18 protein-coding genes are annotated in these 17,889 nt (G+C 45.7%); 6 read left to right on the forward strand and 12 right to left on the reverse strand.

The features are described from left to right. Positions 1-168: 168 nt before the first annotated feature. A complete protein-coding gene (locus CSUNSWCD_RS09830) occupies positions 169-1,005 on the reverse strand; it encodes a peptidylprolyl isomerase (protein ID WP_009496831.1) in 837 nt (278 codons plus the stop codon). 88 nt (positions 1,006-1,093) lie between these two features. Here CSUNSWCD_RS09830 and gltX point away from each other — a divergent pair, with 88 nt between their 5' ends. From gltX to CSUNSWCD_RS09855, 5 genes are all read left to right on the forward strand, one after another. Continuing rightward, positions 1,094-2,485, forward strand: a complete 1,392-nt coding sequence (gene gltX, locus CSUNSWCD_RS09835; protein ID WP_009496833.1) for a glutamate--tRNA ligase — start codon at positions 1,094-1,096, stop codon at positions 2,483-2,485. Beyond that, a complete protein-coding gene (locus CSUNSWCD_RS09840) occupies positions 2,482-3,735 on the forward strand; it encodes a malic enzyme-like NAD(P)-binding protein (protein WP_009496835.1) in 1,254 nt (417 codons plus the stop codon). The genes gltX and CSUNSWCD_RS09840 overlap by 4 nt, the downstream gene beginning before the upstream one ends. Further along, on the forward strand, positions 3,736-4,362 hold the full coding sequence (gene upp, locus CSUNSWCD_RS09845) for a uracil phosphoribosyltransferase (RefSeq protein WP_002948924.1): 627 nt from the start codon (positions 3,736-3,738) through the stop codon (positions 4,360-4,362). 222 nt (positions 4,363-4,584) lie between these two features. Continuing rightward, positions 4,585-5,115, forward strand: coding sequence for a ribonuclease domain-containing protein (locus CSUNSWCD_RS09850; RefSeq protein ID WP_034964827.1), 531 nt, complete (start codon positions 4,585-4,587; stop codon positions 5,113-5,115). Then, complete coding sequence (locus CSUNSWCD_RS09855) at positions 5,112-5,378, forward strand: barstar family protein (RefSeq protein WP_009496839.1); 267 nt, start codon at positions 5,112-5,114, stop codon at positions 5,376-5,378. Before CSUNSWCD_RS09850 ends, CSUNSWCD_RS09855 begins: the two co-directional genes overlap by 4 nt. Before the next feature lie 195 nt (positions 5,379-5,573). Here CSUNSWCD_RS09855 and CSUNSWCD_RS09860 read toward each other — a convergent pair whose 3' ends face one another. The 10 genes from CSUNSWCD_RS09860 to CSUNSWCD_RS09910 all read right to left on the reverse strand — a co-directional run bounded on the left by CSUNSWCD_RS09860 (position 5,574) and on the right by CSUNSWCD_RS09910 (position 13,080). Next, positions 5,574-5,792, reverse strand: a complete 219-nt coding sequence (locus tag CSUNSWCD_RS09860) for a hypothetical protein (RefSeq protein ID WP_034964829.1) — start codon at positions 5,790-5,792, stop codon at positions 5,574-5,576. Between the two features lie 665 nt (positions 5,793-6,457). Beyond that, positions 6,458-7,789: an acetyl-CoA carboxylase biotin carboxylase subunit gene (locus CSUNSWCD_RS09870; protein WP_009496847.1), complete on the reverse strand. Its 1,332-nt coding sequence runs from the start codon at positions 7,787-7,789 to the stop codon at positions 6,458-6,460. Beyond that, positions 7,789-8,241: an acetyl-CoA carboxylase biotin carboxyl carrier protein gene (gene accB, locus CSUNSWCD_RS09875; RefSeq protein ID WP_009496849.1), complete on the reverse strand. Its 453-nt coding sequence runs from the start codon at positions 8,239-8,241 to the stop codon at positions 7,789-7,791. Before accB ends, CSUNSWCD_RS09870 begins: the two co-directional genes overlap by 1 nt. A gap of 156 nt (positions 8,242-8,397) precedes the next feature. Continuing rightward, on the reverse strand, positions 8,398-9,057 hold the full coding sequence (locus CSUNSWCD_RS09880) for a molybdate ABC transporter permease subunit (protein WP_009496851.1): 660 nt from the start codon (positions 9,055-9,057) through the stop codon (positions 8,398-8,400). Between the two features lie 140 nt (positions 9,058-9,197). Beyond that, positions 9,198-9,899 (reverse strand): molybdate ABC transporter substrate-binding protein, encoded by a 702-nt coding sequence (modA, locus tag CSUNSWCD_RS09885; protein ID WP_009496853.1) that lies wholly within the window; start codon positions 9,897-9,899, stop codon positions 9,198-9,200. A 109-nt stretch (positions 9,900-10,008) separates the two neighbouring features. After that, a complete protein-coding gene (locus tag CSUNSWCD_RS09890; protein ID WP_009496855.1) occupies positions 10,009-10,659 on the reverse strand; it encodes an energy-coupling factor ABC transporter ATP-binding protein in 651 nt (216 codons plus the stop codon). Continuing rightward, positions 10,656-11,303 (reverse strand): energy-coupling factor transporter transmembrane component T family protein, encoded by a 648-nt coding sequence (locus CSUNSWCD_RS09895; protein WP_009496857.1) that lies wholly within the window; start codon positions 11,301-11,303, stop codon positions 10,656-10,658. The genes CSUNSWCD_RS09890 and CSUNSWCD_RS09895 overlap by 4 nt, the downstream gene beginning before the upstream one ends. Then, complete coding sequence (locus CSUNSWCD_RS09900; protein ID WP_009496859.1) at positions 11,300-11,752, reverse strand: hypothetical protein; 453 nt, start codon at positions 11,750-11,752, stop codon at positions 11,300-11,302. Before CSUNSWCD_RS09900 ends, CSUNSWCD_RS09895 begins: the two co-directional genes overlap by 4 nt. Further along, positions 11,746-12,333 (reverse strand): cobalt transporter CbiM, encoded by a 588-nt coding sequence (cbiM, locus tag CSUNSWCD_RS09905; RefSeq protein ID WP_009496861.1) that lies wholly within the window; start codon positions 12,331-12,333, stop codon positions 11,746-11,748. The genes CSUNSWCD_RS09900 and cbiM overlap by 7 nt, the downstream gene beginning before the upstream one ends. Then, complete coding sequence (locus CSUNSWCD_RS09910) at positions 12,334-13,080, reverse strand: DUF4198 domain-containing protein (RefSeq protein WP_009496863.1); 747 nt, start codon at positions 13,078-13,080, stop codon at positions 12,334-12,336. 350 nt (positions 13,081-13,430) lie between these two features. On the opposite strand from CSUNSWCD_RS09910, the gene CSUNSWCD_RS09915 reads away from it, so the two are divergent. Next, entirely contained in the window at positions 13,431-14,162 is a 732-nt protein-coding gene (locus CSUNSWCD_RS09915) for a tetratricopeptide repeat protein (RefSeq protein WP_009496865.1), read from the forward strand. Positions 14,163-14,473: 311 nt separating this feature from the next. Here CSUNSWCD_RS09915 and CSUNSWCD_RS09920 read toward each other — a convergent pair whose 3' ends face one another. Beyond that, positions 14,474-17,782, reverse strand: a complete 3,309-nt coding sequence (locus tag CSUNSWCD_RS09920; RefSeq protein WP_009496867.1) for a S8 family serine peptidase — start codon at positions 17,780-17,782, stop codon at positions 14,474-14,476. Between the last annotated feature and the right edge of the window lie 107 nt (positions 17,783-17,889).

The raw sequence follows: 17,889 nt of genomic DNA on the forward strand, positions 1-17,889 counted from the left end.
TGACTTCGTGAGATTAAACTTGATATCGTTTGGAGATAAATTTACGCCGCGAAGGTGCGGGTTTGGCGGACAAGTAGCTAAATTTAAAGAAAAATCGGTCAAATTTGACCGAAAATAAAAGAATTTAAGCCGAATCAAATCGGCTTAAATTTGCGTTCAAATTTGAGTTTAGCGTAGATATTTGACATTGGCTTTGGCGCGGAGCTTGTTGAAGTATTCGCCTATGACGCGGTCTTGCTCGAGTTTATAAAGCGCGTTCATCGCCTCGTCTCTGACCTCGTCAAATTCAGGCATCGTTTGCCCCTTTTTAGACGCTACGTAAAACATCTCAAACCCCTCGGGAGTCTGGAAAATCTGAGTAAAAGTGCCGTCCGGGGTCTGCTGAAATATCGTTCGTAGTTGAGGCGGGATCTGCTCGCTTTTTAGATTCAGGACATCCATGTGCACGCTGTGGTTGGCGTTCATCGGAGAGCTGTGTCTAGCAGCCTCTAAAAGCTGCATCGAGGGCGCCACATATCTAGTCACGCTCACGTCGGTAAAGTGCGCAAAAAGGTCGCGATTTTGCTCGAAATACGCCCTTGCGGCGTTTTCCGAGATGTTGATTTTAGCCTCAGCAAAAATGCTTTGATATAGCTTTTCTTGTTTTATGCTTTTTGCGACGTCGTCTTTAAACTGCGAGTAGTCGCCGCCCTTTGATAGCACGGCCGAGCGTAGATCTGAGGCGCTCATACCACTCTCGCTTGCGATCTTTTGCAACCTTTGATTTAGCTCATAGTCGCTGGCTTCGATTTTTAGGTTTTTGATCTGCGCGGTTTCGAGCCTATCGCGGATCAGTAAATTTAGCGCGTTTGCTTCGTTTGTTTGCAGCTGCGCGGCGGCTTTGCGCACTTCGTTTACGGTGATGGGTTCGTTTTCGATGATGACGGCTATGCCGTTTGAGATCTGGCTCGCGTTAGCCATACAAAAACTGAGAAAAAACGCGGCGAATGAGATCTTTTTTAACATATAAAACCTTTGTTTAAGTCTAAAGTAAATATAATTTGAGCATTATAACATTTTAAATTTAAGCGCAAGCTATAAAGGTAAAAATTTAATGCAAAATTCACAAATAGTAACTAGATTTGCCCCCTCTCCGACCGGATATTTGCACATCGGCGGGCTTAGGACGGCGCTTTATAACTACTTATACGCTAGAGCAAACGGCGGCAAATTTCTGCTGCGCATCGAAGATACCGACCTAAAACGCAACTCCGAAGAGGCCACGCAAGCGATAAAAGAGGCCTTTGCCTGGTGCGGACTGGATCACGACGGCGAGGTGACGTATCAGTCGCGTAGATTTGACGTGTATAAAGAGTATGTACAAAAGCTGTTAGCCGAGGGCAAAGCCTACAAATGCTACATGAGCAAGGACGAGCTAGATGCTCTGCGCGCCGAGCAAGAAGCGAGAAAAGAGAGGCCCAAATACGACAATCGCTACCGCGAATTTACAGGCACTCCGCCTGCGGGAGTCGAGCCCGTTATCCGTATCAAAGCGCCTCTAAGCGGCGAGATCGTGATCGACGACGGCATCAAAGGCGAGGTTAAATTTAGAGTCGAGGATATCCTAGATGATTTTATCATCGCGCGCTCTGACGGCACGCCTACCTATAACTTCACGGTCGTGATAGATGACGCGCTAATGGGCGTAACCGACGTCATCCGCGGCGACGATCATTTATCAAATACTCCGAAGCAAATCGTACTTTACGATGCGCTTGGTTTTAAGGCGCCGAAATTTTATCACGTCGCGATGATAAACGGCGAGGACGGTAGCAAACTGAGCAAACGCCACGGCGCGACCGACGTGATGGAGTATAAGCGCATGGGTTATCTGCCTGAGGCTCTTTTAAATTTCCTCGTGCGCCTAGGCTGGAGCCACGGAAACGACGAAATTTTCGGTATGGACGATATGCTAAAGTACTTCGATCCGCACGATATAAACAAGAGCTCAAGCACCTATAACGCAAGCAAGCTAGAGTGGCTAAACGCCCACTATATCAAGACGCTGCCGTACGAGAGGCTAGCAAGCGAGATGCTTGAATTTGAGATAGATTTTAAAGCGATGCCAAAGGGCGAGGTGCTGTTAAATTCATTGCGCGAACGTTCAAAAACGCTAGTTGAAATGAGCCAAAGCGCAAGGACGATCATAAACGCTCCAAGCGCATACGACGAGAAAGCCTACGCTAAATTTATCACGCCCGAAAGCAAGGAAAATTTGGCTAAATTTGCCGAAATTTTAGGCGAAAATTTAGACGCCAAGGGCTACGAGGAGATGACGGGTAAATTTTTAGAAGCAAACGGCTTAAAGCTAAAAGACTTAGCTCAGGCGCTTCGCGTTGCGCTAACTGGAAATAGCGTAAGCCCGGGGATATTTGAGGTGCTCGAGGTTTTGGGCGCGGACGAGACGAAAAAACGAATAAAAAATATTTTAAAGGAGAACAAATGACACACGTAACTAACGAAGAGGCGCTCGCGTATCACGAGGGCGGCAAGATAGAGATAAAAGTAAAAACTCCATGCGCGACGGCTAGAGACCTATCTATGGCGTATACGCCGGGCGTCGCGGTACCGTGCAAGCAGATCGAGGCCGACAACGAACTAGCCTACAAATACACCAACAAAGCAAATTTAGTAGCCGTCATCACCGACGGCACGGCCGTGCTAGGCCTAGGCGATATCGGCGCGGTAGCGGGCAAGCCGGTAATGGAAGGCAAAGCGGTTTTGTTTAAAAAATTTGCAAACGTAGATGCCTTTGACATCGAGCTAGACGAGCATGATCCCGATAAGATCGTAGAAATTTGCAAAGCGCTCTCTCCAACTTTCGGCGGTATAAATTTAGAAGATATCCGCGCTCCAAAGTGCTTTGAGATCGAGCGCAAGCTACAAGAAGCAGTCGATATCCCGGTCATGCACGACGATCAGCACGGCACGGCGATGATAACAAGCGCGGGCATAATAAACGCGATGGAAATTTCGGGCAAAGACATCTCTAAAATCAAAATCGTAGTTAGCGGCGCGGGCGCGGCGGGCATCGCATGCGCGAAGATGTACAAGGCTCTGGGCGCAAAACACATCGTGATGGTAGATAGCAAAGGCGTGATCCACAAAGGTCGCACCGATCTAACTCCGGAAAAGCTAGAATTTGCCCTAGAAACCGCAGATAGAACGCTAGCGGACGCGATGAAGGGCGCGGATATGTTCCTAGGCCTATCAAAACCAGGCGTCGTAACTAAAGAAATGGTTGCGTCGATGAACGACGAGCCGATTATTTTCGCGCTTGCTAACCCGACTCCGGAGATCTTCCCAGAAGACGTCGCTAGCGTGCGAAACGACGTGATGATGGGTACCGGCCGCAGCGACTATCCAAACCAAGTAAATAACGTTCTTGGCTTTCCGTTTATATTTCGCGGAGCGCTAGACGTCAGGGCTAAAAAAATCACCGAAAATATGAAAATGGCTGCGGCGCGCGCGCTTGCAAATTTGGCTAAAGAGCCCGTGCCTGCGGAGGTTTGCGAGGCGTTTGGCGTAAAAGAGCTAAAATTCGGCAAAGACTACATCATACCAAAACCGTTTGACAAACGCGTCCTAACAGCGGTAGCTCCTGCGGTAGCGCAGGCTGCGGTCGACGACGGCGTAGCTAGGGTGAAGGATTTTGATGTAAAAGCCTACGCAGAAAAGCTAGCAAAGGGTCTGTAAATGAAAAACGTCAGGCTCATCTCTCACCCGCTCATCGAGCACAAACTAGCGATTTTAAGGGATAAAAACACCGAGCCGTTTCAGTTTAGGATGCTCGTGGACGAGATCAGCCACCTGATGATATTTGAGGCGACTAGGGATCTGGCGCTGCGCGACGTGAGCGTGCAGACCCCGGTCGCCCAGGCCCAAGCCAAAAAGCTCGCGACAAAGGTGATGATTTGCCCGATTTTGCGAGCGGCGCTGGGCATGCTTGATAGCGTATTTACGATTATTCCAGACGCTAGCGTGGGCTTTTTGGGCTTTCAGCGAAACGAAAAGACCGCGGAGGCGGAGTTTTTCTACGCTAAACTGCCTCGCGACGCTAAAAATCGCCTAGCCATCATCATCGACCCGATGTTTGCTACCGGCGGTACGGCTATCGACGCGGTTAAATTTTTACGCGAAAACGGCATAAAGCAGATCAAATTTATCTCCATCATCGCCGCTCCAGAAGGGCTAAAGCGCTTTAGCGAAGTTTACCCGGACGTCGAGGTCTATACGGCTGCGATCGACGAGCGACTAAATGAGAAAAACTACATCGTACCGGGTCTTGGCGACGCGGGCGATAGGGTGTTTAATACGCTTTAAATTTGACGAACTCGGACGGCAAATTTAGCTTTTTGCCGTAAATTTAGCCGAATTTGACTGCGATCTATGCGGTTAGATTCGGCTTTTGTCTAGTCAAATTTGACGCAAATTTACTCTAGTCTTTACGGCGCTAAGTTATTAAATTTGGATTTTGTCCGCACAAATTTGACGGCAAATTTAACCCCGAAGCAAGCGCTTCAAATTTATTCCAAAAGGCATTTTTTGAACAAACAACTCATTAGAAACATCATCTTACCGCTGGCCGTTTTGCTGCTCGCGGCGCTGTTTAAATTTATCATCCCGGATAACTCGGCCGCCCCGAAACAAAATCAGCCGCAAAGCGAATTTAGAGGAAACGGCGCAAACAAAAACGTAGCCGCCGTACCGACCGCAAACATCGTAAAAGACGGCATCTACACCTCAAAAGACGAGGTTGCGGCGTATATTTATAGATTCGGCGAGTTGCCGCGAAACTTTATCACCAAAAAAGATGCGATCGCGCTCGGATGGGACGCTAAAAGCGGCAATCTATGGCAAGTCACGGATAAAAAAAGCATCGGCGGCGACCGCTTTTCAAATAGAGAAAAAAAGCTGCCCAATGCCGACGGGCGCAAGTGGTTTGAGTGCGATATCGGATACCGCGGAGGGCGACGCGGAGCCGAGCGTATAGTGTTTTCTAGCGACGGGCTGATCTACTACACGCCCGATCATTATGAGAACTTTTATCTACTTTATGAGCGGAGACAGCAGTGAAAACCATAACTCTAAACGGCGCAAAAATGCGCGAGGAAACGGCGGCCTTTGAGTATCTAGCGCGAAAATTCGGCCTTGATCCGGATGTGAAAAACCTCGACGCGCTTTACGACGCTCTGGGTGAGATAAACGAAGCAACGCAGATAAATCTAAAAAACCGCGCCGCTCTTAGTGCGCTAGGGGGCTACGCGGACGATCTAATCGCCGTTTTTACCGACCTTGCGGAGGAAAACGAGCGCGTAAAATTTGATATTTTATCTTGATTTGGTTGCTACTCGTGATATGCGGTAAAATTTAAATTTTTACCGATACCGGATGTGTGGCAAATTTACTCGCATTTTTATATAAATAGTCGATAAAATTTGATTCCAAACTCGTTTTTGTCTCTTAAGTAAAATCACCAGAAATTAAGCCGAATTTTATCGTCCAAAATTCGGCTTCAAATCCAAAAATTAGAGCTAAATTTTGATAACTAACGCGACCTTAAAAGCTATATCTGACGCCACCGCACACATTGCCTGATCCGTTTGATGAGGAGATATTTTACCGCAAACGGCTGCGTGGATCTTATGCTCGGATACTCTGCTGAGCCGACCCGCAGCCAATACCAAACCATTACGCGGTGCGATAAAAATAGCCAAAGAGAGAAAACCGTCGCCTAATGCTGATAAAATCATCTAGCTCCGAGCTTCGTCGCACCTTGTGTGCGCTGCATACAGAAAGCTCTTTAGGCAGGCGCGCAAATGACCATGAGCAAAAAAGCGTGACAAAGTGCAGAGAGAGCCAAAAAGCGAGGCTAAATTTAAAAATGCGCCTTGGTTTAGACAAAAAGTTGCTAATTTTTATAGACCAAAATAGAAAGCCGGCGCTGTTTGCGTCGAGCAACAAGCAAAGTGCAAGGGCTTTTTGGGAGCGAAATTTACACTTGGTAACCCAAGCCCGCATAGCATCGTAGCGTAGCGAATTTTAAAATATATATCCGACGAATTCGATTTTAAATTTACGTTATTTTCAACCACGAAAAAACTTATCCGCATTACTCGCCTAAAATCCAAAATACATTTCAAAAATCGACCATTTATGTAAATTTGAATATCGCAAGCAAAGACGCAAGATTTGCGGTTTAAATGCGCAAATTTAAAAGATACTACCGCAAGCACGGCAAACAAAACTTACGGACAAGTTTTAAAATAACGCAAAAGACAAATGCCGCGGCTACTAATCAAATCACTCGTCAAAAAGCTTTGAGTAAAATTTTATCGCCATAGTGATAAATTTAAAGTTAGATAGCCTTGCTTGCAGCCGCTTAAAGCTGCAAAACAAGGCAACCCTCGCCGCAAATTTATCGGCGAGAGAGGTAGTTGGTATCGTAGTTGTTGTCGATGAAGTCTTGGTTTTCCATCATCGCGATGTGAAAATCGCGCGTGGTCTTGATGCCGCCGATGATGAGCTGCTCGAGCGTGACCTTCATCTTGTGGATGGCTCTGTTTCTATCGGTATCCCAGACGATGAGCTTGCCGATCATGCTGTCGTAGTACGGCGGGATCGAGTAGTCCTGATAGATGTGGCTATCCATGCGCACGTTTCGGCCGCCTGGGCAGACGTACTTTGTGATCTTGCCGGGGCACGGAGTAAAGGTGTTTGGATCCTCGGCTGTAATCCTGCATTCGATCGCATGACCTTTTAGCTCGATGCTCTTTTGTGACGGCAGCTTTTCGCCCTCAGCCACTTTTATCATTAGCTCGATGATGTCAAGACCGCTTACCATTTCGCTCACTGTGTGCTCGACTTGAAGCCTTGTGTTCATCTCGATGAAGTAAAAGTCTAAATTTTTATCAACCAAAAACTCAAACGTACCAGCTCCCTCGTAGCCGATCGCTTTTGCTGCTTTTATGGCAGTTTCGTGCAGCCTCTCTCTTGTTTTTTCATCAAGCAAGATAGCTGGGCTCTCTTCGATAAGCTTTTGATGGCGGCGCTGCATAGAGCAGTCTCTTTCACCTATATGAAGCACGTTGCCATGACTGTCGCCGATGATTTGAACCTCGATGTGGCGTGGGTTTAAGATATATTTTTCCATATACATTGTGCCATCACCAAATGCACTCATCGCCTCGCTCTCAGCCGACCAAAATGCTTTTTCTAAATCAGCCTCTTTTTCAACCACGCGCATACCACGTCCGCCGCCACCTGCAGCAGCTTTTAGTATGACAGGATAGCCGATCTTTTTAGCTAGCTCTTTTGCTGCTTTTGTGTCAGCCACTGCGCCGTCTGAGCCAGGGATGACTGGCACACCAGCTCTTTGCATGACCTGTTTTGCCTTACTTTTATCACTCATCAAAGCCATCGCGGCTACGCTAGGTCCGATAAATTTTAGCTTGTGATGCGAGCAAATTTCGACGAAATTTTGATTTTCGCTTAAAAATCCGTAGCCCGGAAATATCGCGTCGGCTTCGCTGATTTCGGCCGCGCTGATGATAGCGGCGATATTTAGGTAGCTGTCGCTTGAGCGCTCCTTGCCGATACAGATCGCAACGTCGGCGTATTTGACGTAGAGCGCGTCTTTATCGGCCGTGGAATAGACCACGACGGCTTCTTTGCCCATTTCCTTTATCGTTCGCAAGGCTCGCAGCGCGATTTCGCCGCGATTTGCGATTAAAATTCTTTTTATTTCCATCAAATTTTCTCCACGCCAAATAACGGCAATCCAAACTCGACCGGCTGACCGTCAGAGACTAGCATCTCAGTGATCTGGCAGTCAAATTCAGCCTCGATCTCGTTCATGATCTTCATAGCTTCGATAATGCCCACTACATCGCCTTTTCTCACTCTTTGGCCTGCTTTTACAAATGGTGCAGCGCCTGGGCTTGGAGCAGCGTAGAAAGTACCGACCATAGGCGATTTTATGCTGTCTTTTGGAGAATTAGCAGGAGCTTTGACCTCTGAGCTTACCACAACATTTACTGGAGTCGGAGTCGGAGCTGGAGCTTGGACGACGGGCTTTGGCAGCTCGCAGCAGTCGGCGAATTTTTCAAGCTCGACCTCAAAATCCCCGCTTTTTATCTTTATGCGGTTCATGTCCATCTCGTTAAAAAACTCGATCAGCTCTTTTATGTCTTCTTTTTTCATAGAAATTTCTCCTAAATAGTTAAAGTTCAAAACTTCTTATTGTAGCAAAAAAATAATGAATTTATACTCGTAAAGCCGTATTTTATTTTTACGATCGGGGTAAATTTAGGCATTCGCCGCTTTAAACGTTTAAAATGGCAAATTTACGACGCTAGTCTATTTTTTAGCTCGCTCGAGAAAATTTATAAATCCAAAAAGCACCAAGCTAAGCACGACCAAAATCACGCTCAAAATGAGCGCGTGGCCGTTTTCGCCGTCGTAAACCGCGTTATAAATCGCTAGCGAAACGGTGTCGGTTTTGCCTACGATATTTCCGCCTAGCATCAGCGTGATACCGACCTCGCCAAGGCCGCGAGCCAGAGCCAAAACGAGCGCCGAAATGACGCTTTTAAAGACGTTTGGAATAAGGATAAAAACGGCGATCTCAAAGCGATTTTTGCCTAGGCTTTGACCCGCTTCGATTAGGCTTTTGGGAAGGCTTTCAAGCGCACTTTGGACAGGCTTTACAAACAGCGGCAAGCCCGCTAAAAACGAAGCGATAACAAGTGCTGAAAAGCTAAAAACGATCTGTAAATTTAACGCCTTGCCGATCACGCCGTTTCGCCCCAAGATATAAAGCAGCAAAAATCCCGTAGCGATTGGCGGAAAAATGAGCGGAAACATCACGACCGCTTCTAAGACAGCCTTAAATTTGCCGCGGTAAAACGCCAAAAAATAAGCCGCGCCAAGCCCCAAAAATAGAAGCAGCACAAAGGTTACGGCTAGCGTTTTGGCGCTTAAAAGCAGCGGGTGAATAAGCCAGGCGAGTTCGTGCAAATTTTTCCTTTTTTCGTTAAATTTTGCTTTTCGTTTGAGTTAAATTTAGCGAGCAAATTTTAGCGTTTAAATCAAATTTGACGCAAATTTTACGTCAAATTTGAAGGTAATTCGGCCGAGTCAAAAGCCGGCGATTTAAATTACTTTAGCCCGTATTTAGCGAAAATTTCCTTCGAGCGAGGGGTTTTTATCTCGTCTATAAATTTAGCGCACGCCTCGTTACCTTCGCACGCAGCAAGCTTTGCCGCCGAGATAAAAACGGGGCTATAAAGCGCCTCGTCGATGTAAATCACGCTGCCAAACTCGCCCTCTCTAGCCACCGCTTCGGTCGAGTTGATAAAACCCGCGTCCACTTCGCCATTCGTGACGTAGGCGACCACTTGCGGTACGCCCGCGACCGGTAGCATCTTAGGCGCTAGATCGGCCTCTAGTCCCGAGTTTTTCAAAAACTCCGTCGTCCTAACGCCATAGATCGCTTTTTTAGAGTCCGGCATCGCGATTTTAGCGAGATTTTTTAGCTCAGATACGTCTTTTATCTGCTTGCCTTTTGGCGTAACTAGCACCAAAGCGCCCTTGCCGATGCGCTCATAGCCTTTTATGTCCAGATCCGTTTTCATTAAAAATGCCTCGTCGCCAACTATCGCCGCCATCTTGCCCTCTTTTGCTTGGATAGTGATTTGGCCTAAATTTGCAAACGCGCCTTCGATCTGCACGCCGTCTTTTTTGAGATTTTCTATCACTTCAGTGACCGGTTTTTTGTATCCGCCGCCGGCACCCACGAGCAAATTTTCGCCACCAAAGGCAACCGCGGCCGCAACAGAAATAAGTAGTAATTTTTTCATAAAATTCTCCTTTGTAATAAAATTTAGTAATTTTATGAAATATATCATTATACATTGATAAATTTTGCTATTTTCGGAGCTTTTTTAAAAAAGTATAAATAAAAATATTTTATATCGGCTCTAGTCCGTTTTTGGTTAGACGGTACATCGCGCTTGCTACATCGCTTATAAATTCCTTGTCGTGAGATACGATTATCTGTGTGACGTCGAGGGATTTTAAGATAGCGGCTATCCTTGCTTGCATCTGCGCATCAAGCGCGGTCGTAGGCTCGTCAAGTAGTAAAATTTTAGGCTTAGCCACCAGTATCCCAGCTAGCGCGACGAGCTTTTTCTCGCCTCCCGAGAGATTAAAAACGATCTCGTCTTTTAGATGCCAAATTTCAAGCTCGCGTAAAATTTCCTCTGTTTTTGCGCTAGAACCGTCCTCGTCCTCACCGCGGCTAAGTAGCGAAAACATCACGTCATCAAGTACGCTAGGGCAGATGAAGCAATCGTTGCTTTCTTGAAAAAGATAGCCCACGTCGTGGCGAAACGGCTTGTACTCGTCTAAATTTGAAATTTTATGATGAAAAAGCTCGATATAGCCCAAAGAGGGCGATTTAAGCCCCGCCATTATCTCAAGCAAGGTGCTTTTACCGCAGCCGTTTGGGCCTATGAGGGCGATTTTATCCTTGTGCGTCGCGTTTAAATTTAGATTTTCAAATAGCGTTCTTTCGCCTATTTTAGCGCAGACGTTTTTTAGGCTTATCGTGCAGCTCATATCGTGACTCCTAAACTAAAAATATAACAACACGCCGTTAAGGCGATTATCGCGGCGTCCTTCGCGCCTATTTTGAGGCTTTTATCCCCGAAAAGCTTGCCGTCAAATCCCCTGCAAACAAAGGTTTTTTCAAGAACGCTCGCCTTATAAAACGCCTCTAAAAAAAGCATAGCGACTAAATTTGCGTAAATTTTGTAGGTAAAAAGCGAGGCTTTAGGCTCAAATCCCCGAACTTTTAGAGTCTTTTTTAGCCTCGCAAATATCGTTTTAAGATCGGCCGTAAATTTGGCGCTAAAATAAAAAATCGCCGTCAGCTTGTCGCCCAAATTTAGCGACGAAACGGCAAGCGCGATACTAAAATAATCGCTCCTATAAAAAGCCAGCCGCCCAAAAAGTATGATCAAATTCGACCTTATAAATATCAGCTTTGCAAGCGCGTACTCTCCGTAAAGAACGAGGCTTAAGACGACTAAGATTATAAAAATATTTAGTTTTAAAACGGATTTTAAAATTTCAAAAAGATTTTTAAAATTTAAAATCGCCAAAAAAAGCACGGGCGCGATGAAAACGGCATCCGTAGCGCTTGAAAGCGAGACTTTGAAGCTAAAAAAAGTAAAGCAAACGAGCAAAACGGATAGGTTCATTTGCCTCTTTTTACCAGATAAATTCCGCCGAAAAACAGCCCGATTCCCAAAAACGCAAGGATAAATTTAAGCGCATAAGCCCCAAAATCCTCCTCGCTTTCGTCAAATTTAACATTTGAGGCATCGCTTGATGCGTTACTTTCGGCGCTTTTTAGCTCGTCTTTGTTTGCAGTAAATTTGATCCTTTTTTCGTGCGCTAGTCCGCCGTCGATCAGGATCTCAAATTCATCAGCAGGGATTTTAGCTCTAGCAAAGCCGTTTTCATCTGTTTGCGCGCCTCCTATCTGGGCGCCGTCTTTTATAAAAGATACTGGGCAGTTTTTACAAGGAGAATTTCCATAAAAATAGCTTTTTATCTCGATAAATTCGCCATCTTGCTTTGCAAAGCCTTTTAGGGAGTGCGCGTTTAGGATGCTTGCAAAAAGCATAATCAAAAATATTTTTAGCAAATCAAAAGATCCTTTTTAACTCTATAAATAAAAGAAAGCGCAAAAAGCGAGATAATCCCCTCAAGCGCCATAAGGGCTAAATTTGAAGTAAAAACAAGCGCGGCCACGGGCGCAAACTCTTTGCCATTTAAAACAAGCGTCAAGGAGAGCAAAACCGAAGAGCAAAGTATAGGCAAAAACCCTATCAAAAACCAGAAAAACGATCTATATCGCTTAAAAGATAGCTTTAAAAGATATGGGCTAAGAAGCGCCGGAGAAGCGATAATGAGCAAATTTACGCCAAGCGCACTCAGTCCGCCGTAACCAAAAAGCAAGGCCTGAAAAAACAGCGCGATAAAAATAGCCAAAACGGCATTTGCGCCCAAAAACGCCCCCGCAAGGCCGCTTAGCACGAGATGTATCGACGTGACGCCGATGGGCACGTGGATAAAGGACGCCATAAAAAACATCGCGCTGACGGCCGCTACCTTGGGTATCTCGCTCGTTTTTAGCTTGTAAATCAAGCTTGAGACCAAAACGACGCAAACGGCCGAGCAAGGCACGATGATTTCGGGTTTTAAAACGCCTTCGCTGATGTGCATTTATTTATACTCTTTAGTTTGCACCCAGATAACGGCTCCAAGCTCCACTGGATACTCTTTGCCCTCGTGTTTTATCTTTTGATCGTCGTCTATCAGCGCGGCAAATCCCCACCAGCCCTCAAGCGGCATCGCAAAGCTAAATTCGCCCTGCTCGTTAGTGTTTACGACCTGCGTTACGTGCGCATCGGACGGAGCTTTTAACCCTTTAGCGTTATAGTACTCTACCTCAACGGTTACGTTTTTAGCGGGTTTTCCTTTATAATAAACCACACCTGAGAACAAATTTCCCTTATAAAGCCCATACGGACGCGTTAGCGGCACTATCTCGGCTTTTAGTCCAGCCGGTTTATCCCAGCCTTCGCCGTAGCCGTAGGCGTCGACGACGGTTTTTGTTATATGCCTTATAAATTTATCCTCTGCAGGCTCGAAATAGGGCTTTGGATCCATATAAAACTGATAAATGCCGGGCTCTTTTACGTCGTAGCTAGCCGTAAAGTAGCTAAATTTATCCTCTTTAAGCTCTTTTAGATCTTTTATCGCCTCTTTTTTACCGTTTACGAAAACGCCCGCCTCGTTTGGAAGGACCAGGTTCATCATATCGCCCTCAAAAGGATGGGTAAATTTGTAAGTAATCTGCAAATTTGCCTCTTTCTCGTCATCTACGGTCGAATTTGACGGCACGACCATACCAAAATGCGCATAAGCGCTAACGCCCAAAAGCATAAGCGCCAAAGACTTGATTTTCATTTTTGCTCCTTTTGAAGGTATTTTGTTAAATGAAATTGTACCCCCGTAAAGCTTATTATTTATTAAATTTTTTAGATAAATCATATTTAAAGTATAAGAAAAAGATTTAGGTATTATTTATAACTGCACAAAATAATAAACCGAGTTTTTCAAATTTAACCTTAGCGATCATACTTCATGCTATGAAATTTAATGCCAAACAAGGAGCAATAAGTTACAATAAAACCGCGTTCTTGTTTGTAGCATTTCAACTAAAATCCACTTAACTTATCTTGAGCCATAATTAATAACAATCTAAGCCCAAAAAAGACAAAATACAATTTAAATATTTTATATATAAAGGAGTAGAGATGAAAAGAGTTTTTGTTTTACTCGTCGTTTTATTTTCCGTTGGATTTTCCGAAAATCTTACGAAGCTAGGAGCAGAAGCTTATAATCAGGGCGACTACCAAAAAGCAGCCCAGTTATGGCAGAAGGCTTGTGATGAGGAAAATGCTTTGGGTTGCGGCGGTTTAGGAGCTTTATATGCAGAAGGCAAAGGGGTAAGGCAAGATTATCAAAAGGCAGCCCAGCTATGGCAGAAGGCTTGCGACGGCGGAGAGGCTTTGGGTTGTAACGGCTTAGGAGAGTTGTATAGAGATGGTAAAGGAGTAGGACAGGACTACCAAAAGGCAGCTCAGTTTTATCAAAAAGCTTGTGATGGGGGAATTGCCGAGGGTTGCAATGATTTAGGATTTTTATATGCAAACGGCCAGGGCGTAAAAGAGGATTATCAAAAGGCAGTCCAGTTATGGCAGAAGGCTTGTGACGAGGAAAATGCTTTGAGTTGCGGCGGTTTAGGAGCTTTATATGCAGAAGGCAAAGGGGTAAGGCAAGATTATCAAAAAGCAGCCCAGTTGTTTCAAAAAGCTTGTGATGGGGGAGAGGCTTTGGGCTGCAACAGTTTAGGAATTTTATACAAATATGGTCAAGGCGTAAGACAGAATTTTTCTACTGCAAAAGAGTACTACGGCAAAGCCTGCGATCTAGGACTTCAGTTGGGTTGTGATAGCTATAGAGAGCTAAATGAAAAAGGCTACTAACATTACCCATCCGGCCGTTCCGCGGTCGGTTTCTTGCCTGTTAACGGGAACGCTAATCACGATTTCTCTTGCTTTACCAAACTGCATTTGTAGTTTTTTAAGGCGCAATTACTAAAATATCGAAGTAGACGTTAAGAGATCTTACAAGTAGCGGCGCAAGTCGTATCTATCCGCTTAATTTTCTAAGCCGCATTTTCGAGACGAATTTCTATCTCCAAAATGCGGCAAATTTACAAAGTCAAATTTAAACCCGTAGCGAGCTAGGTAAATTTAGCTCGCTCTAGGCAAATTTAAGCTTTTAATCCAAAAGATTAAAACGCCCAACTAAATTTGGCGTTTACGCCGTTTGATTTTACGTTGCTGTCGTATGCTCCAACATAGCTAAGGCCGACTCTAAAATTTCTGGTAAATGCAGCCTCGATACCAAGCTCGGTAGTGGCTAGATCTTTTAGCTTTTCACCCTCTAGTTTAGTTGCGCCAAGGCCTGTAACGTTCATATGAGCGCTCGGAGTTTTGTCGCCGAGGAAGCGGTTGTATGCTATATCGGCTTTTGCGATTAAGCCTACGCCGTCCATGGTAAATGCTATACTAGGTTTTATGCCTACGCTTGCTACTTGCAAGTCTCTATCCTCGTTTTTAACCTGCACTAAAGAATTTGCTACGTCGTCGTTTTTAGAATGGATATAGGTTAGCCCCGCATAAGGCTCTAAACTAAAGCCGTTTTCATAGCTTAGTCCCGTATAGGCGATCTGGGCAAATGCGCTGATAGCTGACGCATCGGCGTCTTTATACTCATAGGCCAAAGGAGCGTATGAGTTAACGACTCTTTTTTCTTGATCAAATTTTGAGTAGATAGCGCCTAGGCTGATTTTGATAGGATCAAGTCCTATGTCGCCGTATATACCGGCATGCGCGTCTTTGCTTTTTACCGCTTTGCTATCACCTAGCTTGTGGTTTGTTTTGCCAAGCCCTACGAATACGCCCGCTTTTGAGCTATCTCCCACTAGAAAATCGACGCCTACTAAATTCGTAAATGCATTCGTGCCTAGTCTGCCGCCGGCGCTATTATCAGAAGTCACCCTGCTTGCGCTGCTAAGCAACCAAAGCTCGACTCCCGTGTCGATATCGGCTCTTTTAGCTCCGTTTTTGTTTTTAACCGAATTTGCGAGCATAAACGAGTCTATAGCGGAGTTATTTTGCGCTTTAAAGTCTAGATCGTTTGAAAAAGCGCCAAAGTATGCCGCCGCCGTGTTACGATCCGCTCCGAGCATAGACGAATAAATAGCGCTACTAGGATTTGCCTCGACCAATCTAGCAAACGACTTCTCGGCGCTAGTAGAGGCTACCTCCTCCATGCTTTTGCCTTTTTGCAAAGAAAGAGCCAAATTTGAGCCGCTAACAGTTTCTTTAGCGGTTTTAAAGAACGCATAGCTATCCTCGACCTTAGCTAAATTTACGCCCGCGAAGTTTCCGCTTGCGTTTATGGTTTTCTTTAGAGTCGGATTTGCCGCCAAATTTGCAAGCTCGGCGTTTGATAGCAATGCAGCCTTTAATAAAGAGCCCTCTTTAAAGGTTAAATTTAGATTATGAGCGCCGTCGTTAACCACAAATGCGCCGCCCGCGTTTATAACGGCATTAACTTGCGTAGCGTCGCTTGCCTTGGTCGTGCTCACGAAACCGCCCGCGCTTGGAGTTTGGTAAGTAAGAGCGTTTAAAACTTCAAATTCGCCGCCGTTATGGACGTTTATGCTTCTTGAAGAAGAGATTGATTGATTTAGAGCCGAGATTTTACCGCCGTATATATTTACCGCTCCAGTAAAGCTATTATCTCCAGCAAGAGTCAAAGCGCCGTCTCCTCTTTTAGTTAGCGAGCCTTCATAGCCCTCCGCCACTCTTGCAGCTCTAGCCTGCTCTCTTGCGGTTTCAAAGGTCATCTCGGCTTTTTCTTCCGCGCTCAAATTTGACTTAGCGTTGAGAGCCGCTTTTCTAGCCGCCCAAGCCGCAGCATCGCTATCATCCTCGGTTTTTCTAAATTTGATAGCGACGTCTGAGATGTTATTTGTCCAGATATCGTTTTGATTCATCGTAATGTCGAAGTTTCCTAAGAACTGCCCAGGACCAAACATCGCTTTACCAAGGTCAAGTATACCCCAGCCCCAGACGTTACTAGGTACGCCCTCGCCGTCGCTACCCCAACGCTCTAGCATGCCGCCTGCACCGTGACCGGCCCTTAGCGTCCTTTGTCTAGCCGTAGTCAGCATCGTTTCTCTAATCTGAGGCATGCTCATATACGGATAGCGCTGCATTATGACTCCCAAGGCTCCGCTAACGTGAGGAGCGGCCATAGAAGTACCGCCCGATGATTTATATATAGCCTTGCCGTATGTTGCATTGTCGGTAAGCTCGACGTACGCGGAATAAATCCCCGAGGACGGCGCGGCGATCGTCCACCACTTCGAGTGTCCGGCAAGGTTAAATTCCTGGATATCCGAGGATGCTTTATAGCCTCTTATATACGCGCTAGAGTCGTTAGGATAGCCATCCGCGCCGGTTTGACCCGTGACGTTGATCCAGTAGTCCTCGGCGTCCGGTCTAAAATAAGGCAATGCCGCGCGAGTGAAAGATTCGGCCATTAGGCTTCTATTTCCAGCCGTAAATACCTGGATAACCCCTCTTTTTACCGCTACTTCGTAAGCTGCATCTAAAAAGCTTTTTTCACCGCTAGTTACGAACTGATAATAAGCCTTTTTGGCCTCGTTCATATCTTTTAAATTTATATGGTCTTTTGCTGCGGTAGTTTGATTGGCTACCGTCACGTCGTAAAACTCCACGTCGTATTCAGGCACAGCCCTCCAGTCATAAGTAGGCTTATATCCCAGCGCACCCGCAAAAGACGAATTTACGCGCCTATTAGAACCCCAGCTGTTGTTTATCACTTTCGCGCCCGCGTCGGCCAAGGCAGTGTAGCCTTTTAAAAAATAGTTGTAGTCTTGGTTTGGTCCATACGTCATATTATCGTTGCCGCCGGTATTTGCGGAGTATAGTTGTGCGCCAAACGCCACGCCGTGCATACCGCTACCGTCTCTACTAGCCGCCATCGTACCGCCCACGTGGGTGCCGTGAGCGTCGTTTACACCCCTTACCCAACTACCGTCGCCGTTAAAAGCTTCGCCTTTTTTAAACACGCCGTTGTCGTTTTTATTAAAATTTCGCTTGCCATCTTTTACTGGCTGATTTTTATCTATCGGGCCGTTTCCTAGTGCGGCATCGGGGTATCTCATGCCGTTTTTGCTATAGTTACCGATCGTTTTTACTGTATGAATCCTACCGTCTTGAAACTCCGGGTGGCTCAAAAGTACGCCAGAGTCCATGACGCCGATCTTTATTCCGCTACCGTTAAAGCCTAGCGCGTAAGCCGTGGAGGCGTTCATGGAGACTAGTCCCCAGTCTTTTTTATACTCCGCGCTCTCCCAGCTAGAAGTGTTTCCGGAAACGCCGGCCTCGGTGTAAGCATAAGCTCCGCTTGCGGCTAACAGCAAGCAGGTAAGCGCCGAAAGAGGCAAATTTGAGCCCTTGTTACTGCGTAAATTTGCAAATTTACGCGACGTGTTTGAATGCATTATTTTCCTTTCATTTAAGAGAATTTAAAATGCATTATTATACTGAGCTTTAATTTAAAGATTAATTATAAAAAATAAGAAGATTTGCTGATAACGTATTCAAATTT

It is taken from the genome of Campylobacter showae CSUNSWCD (assembly GCF_000313615.1).
Lineage (GTDB): Bacteria > Campylobacterota > Campylobacteria > Campylobacterales > Campylobacteraceae > Campylobacter_A > Campylobacter_A showae_A.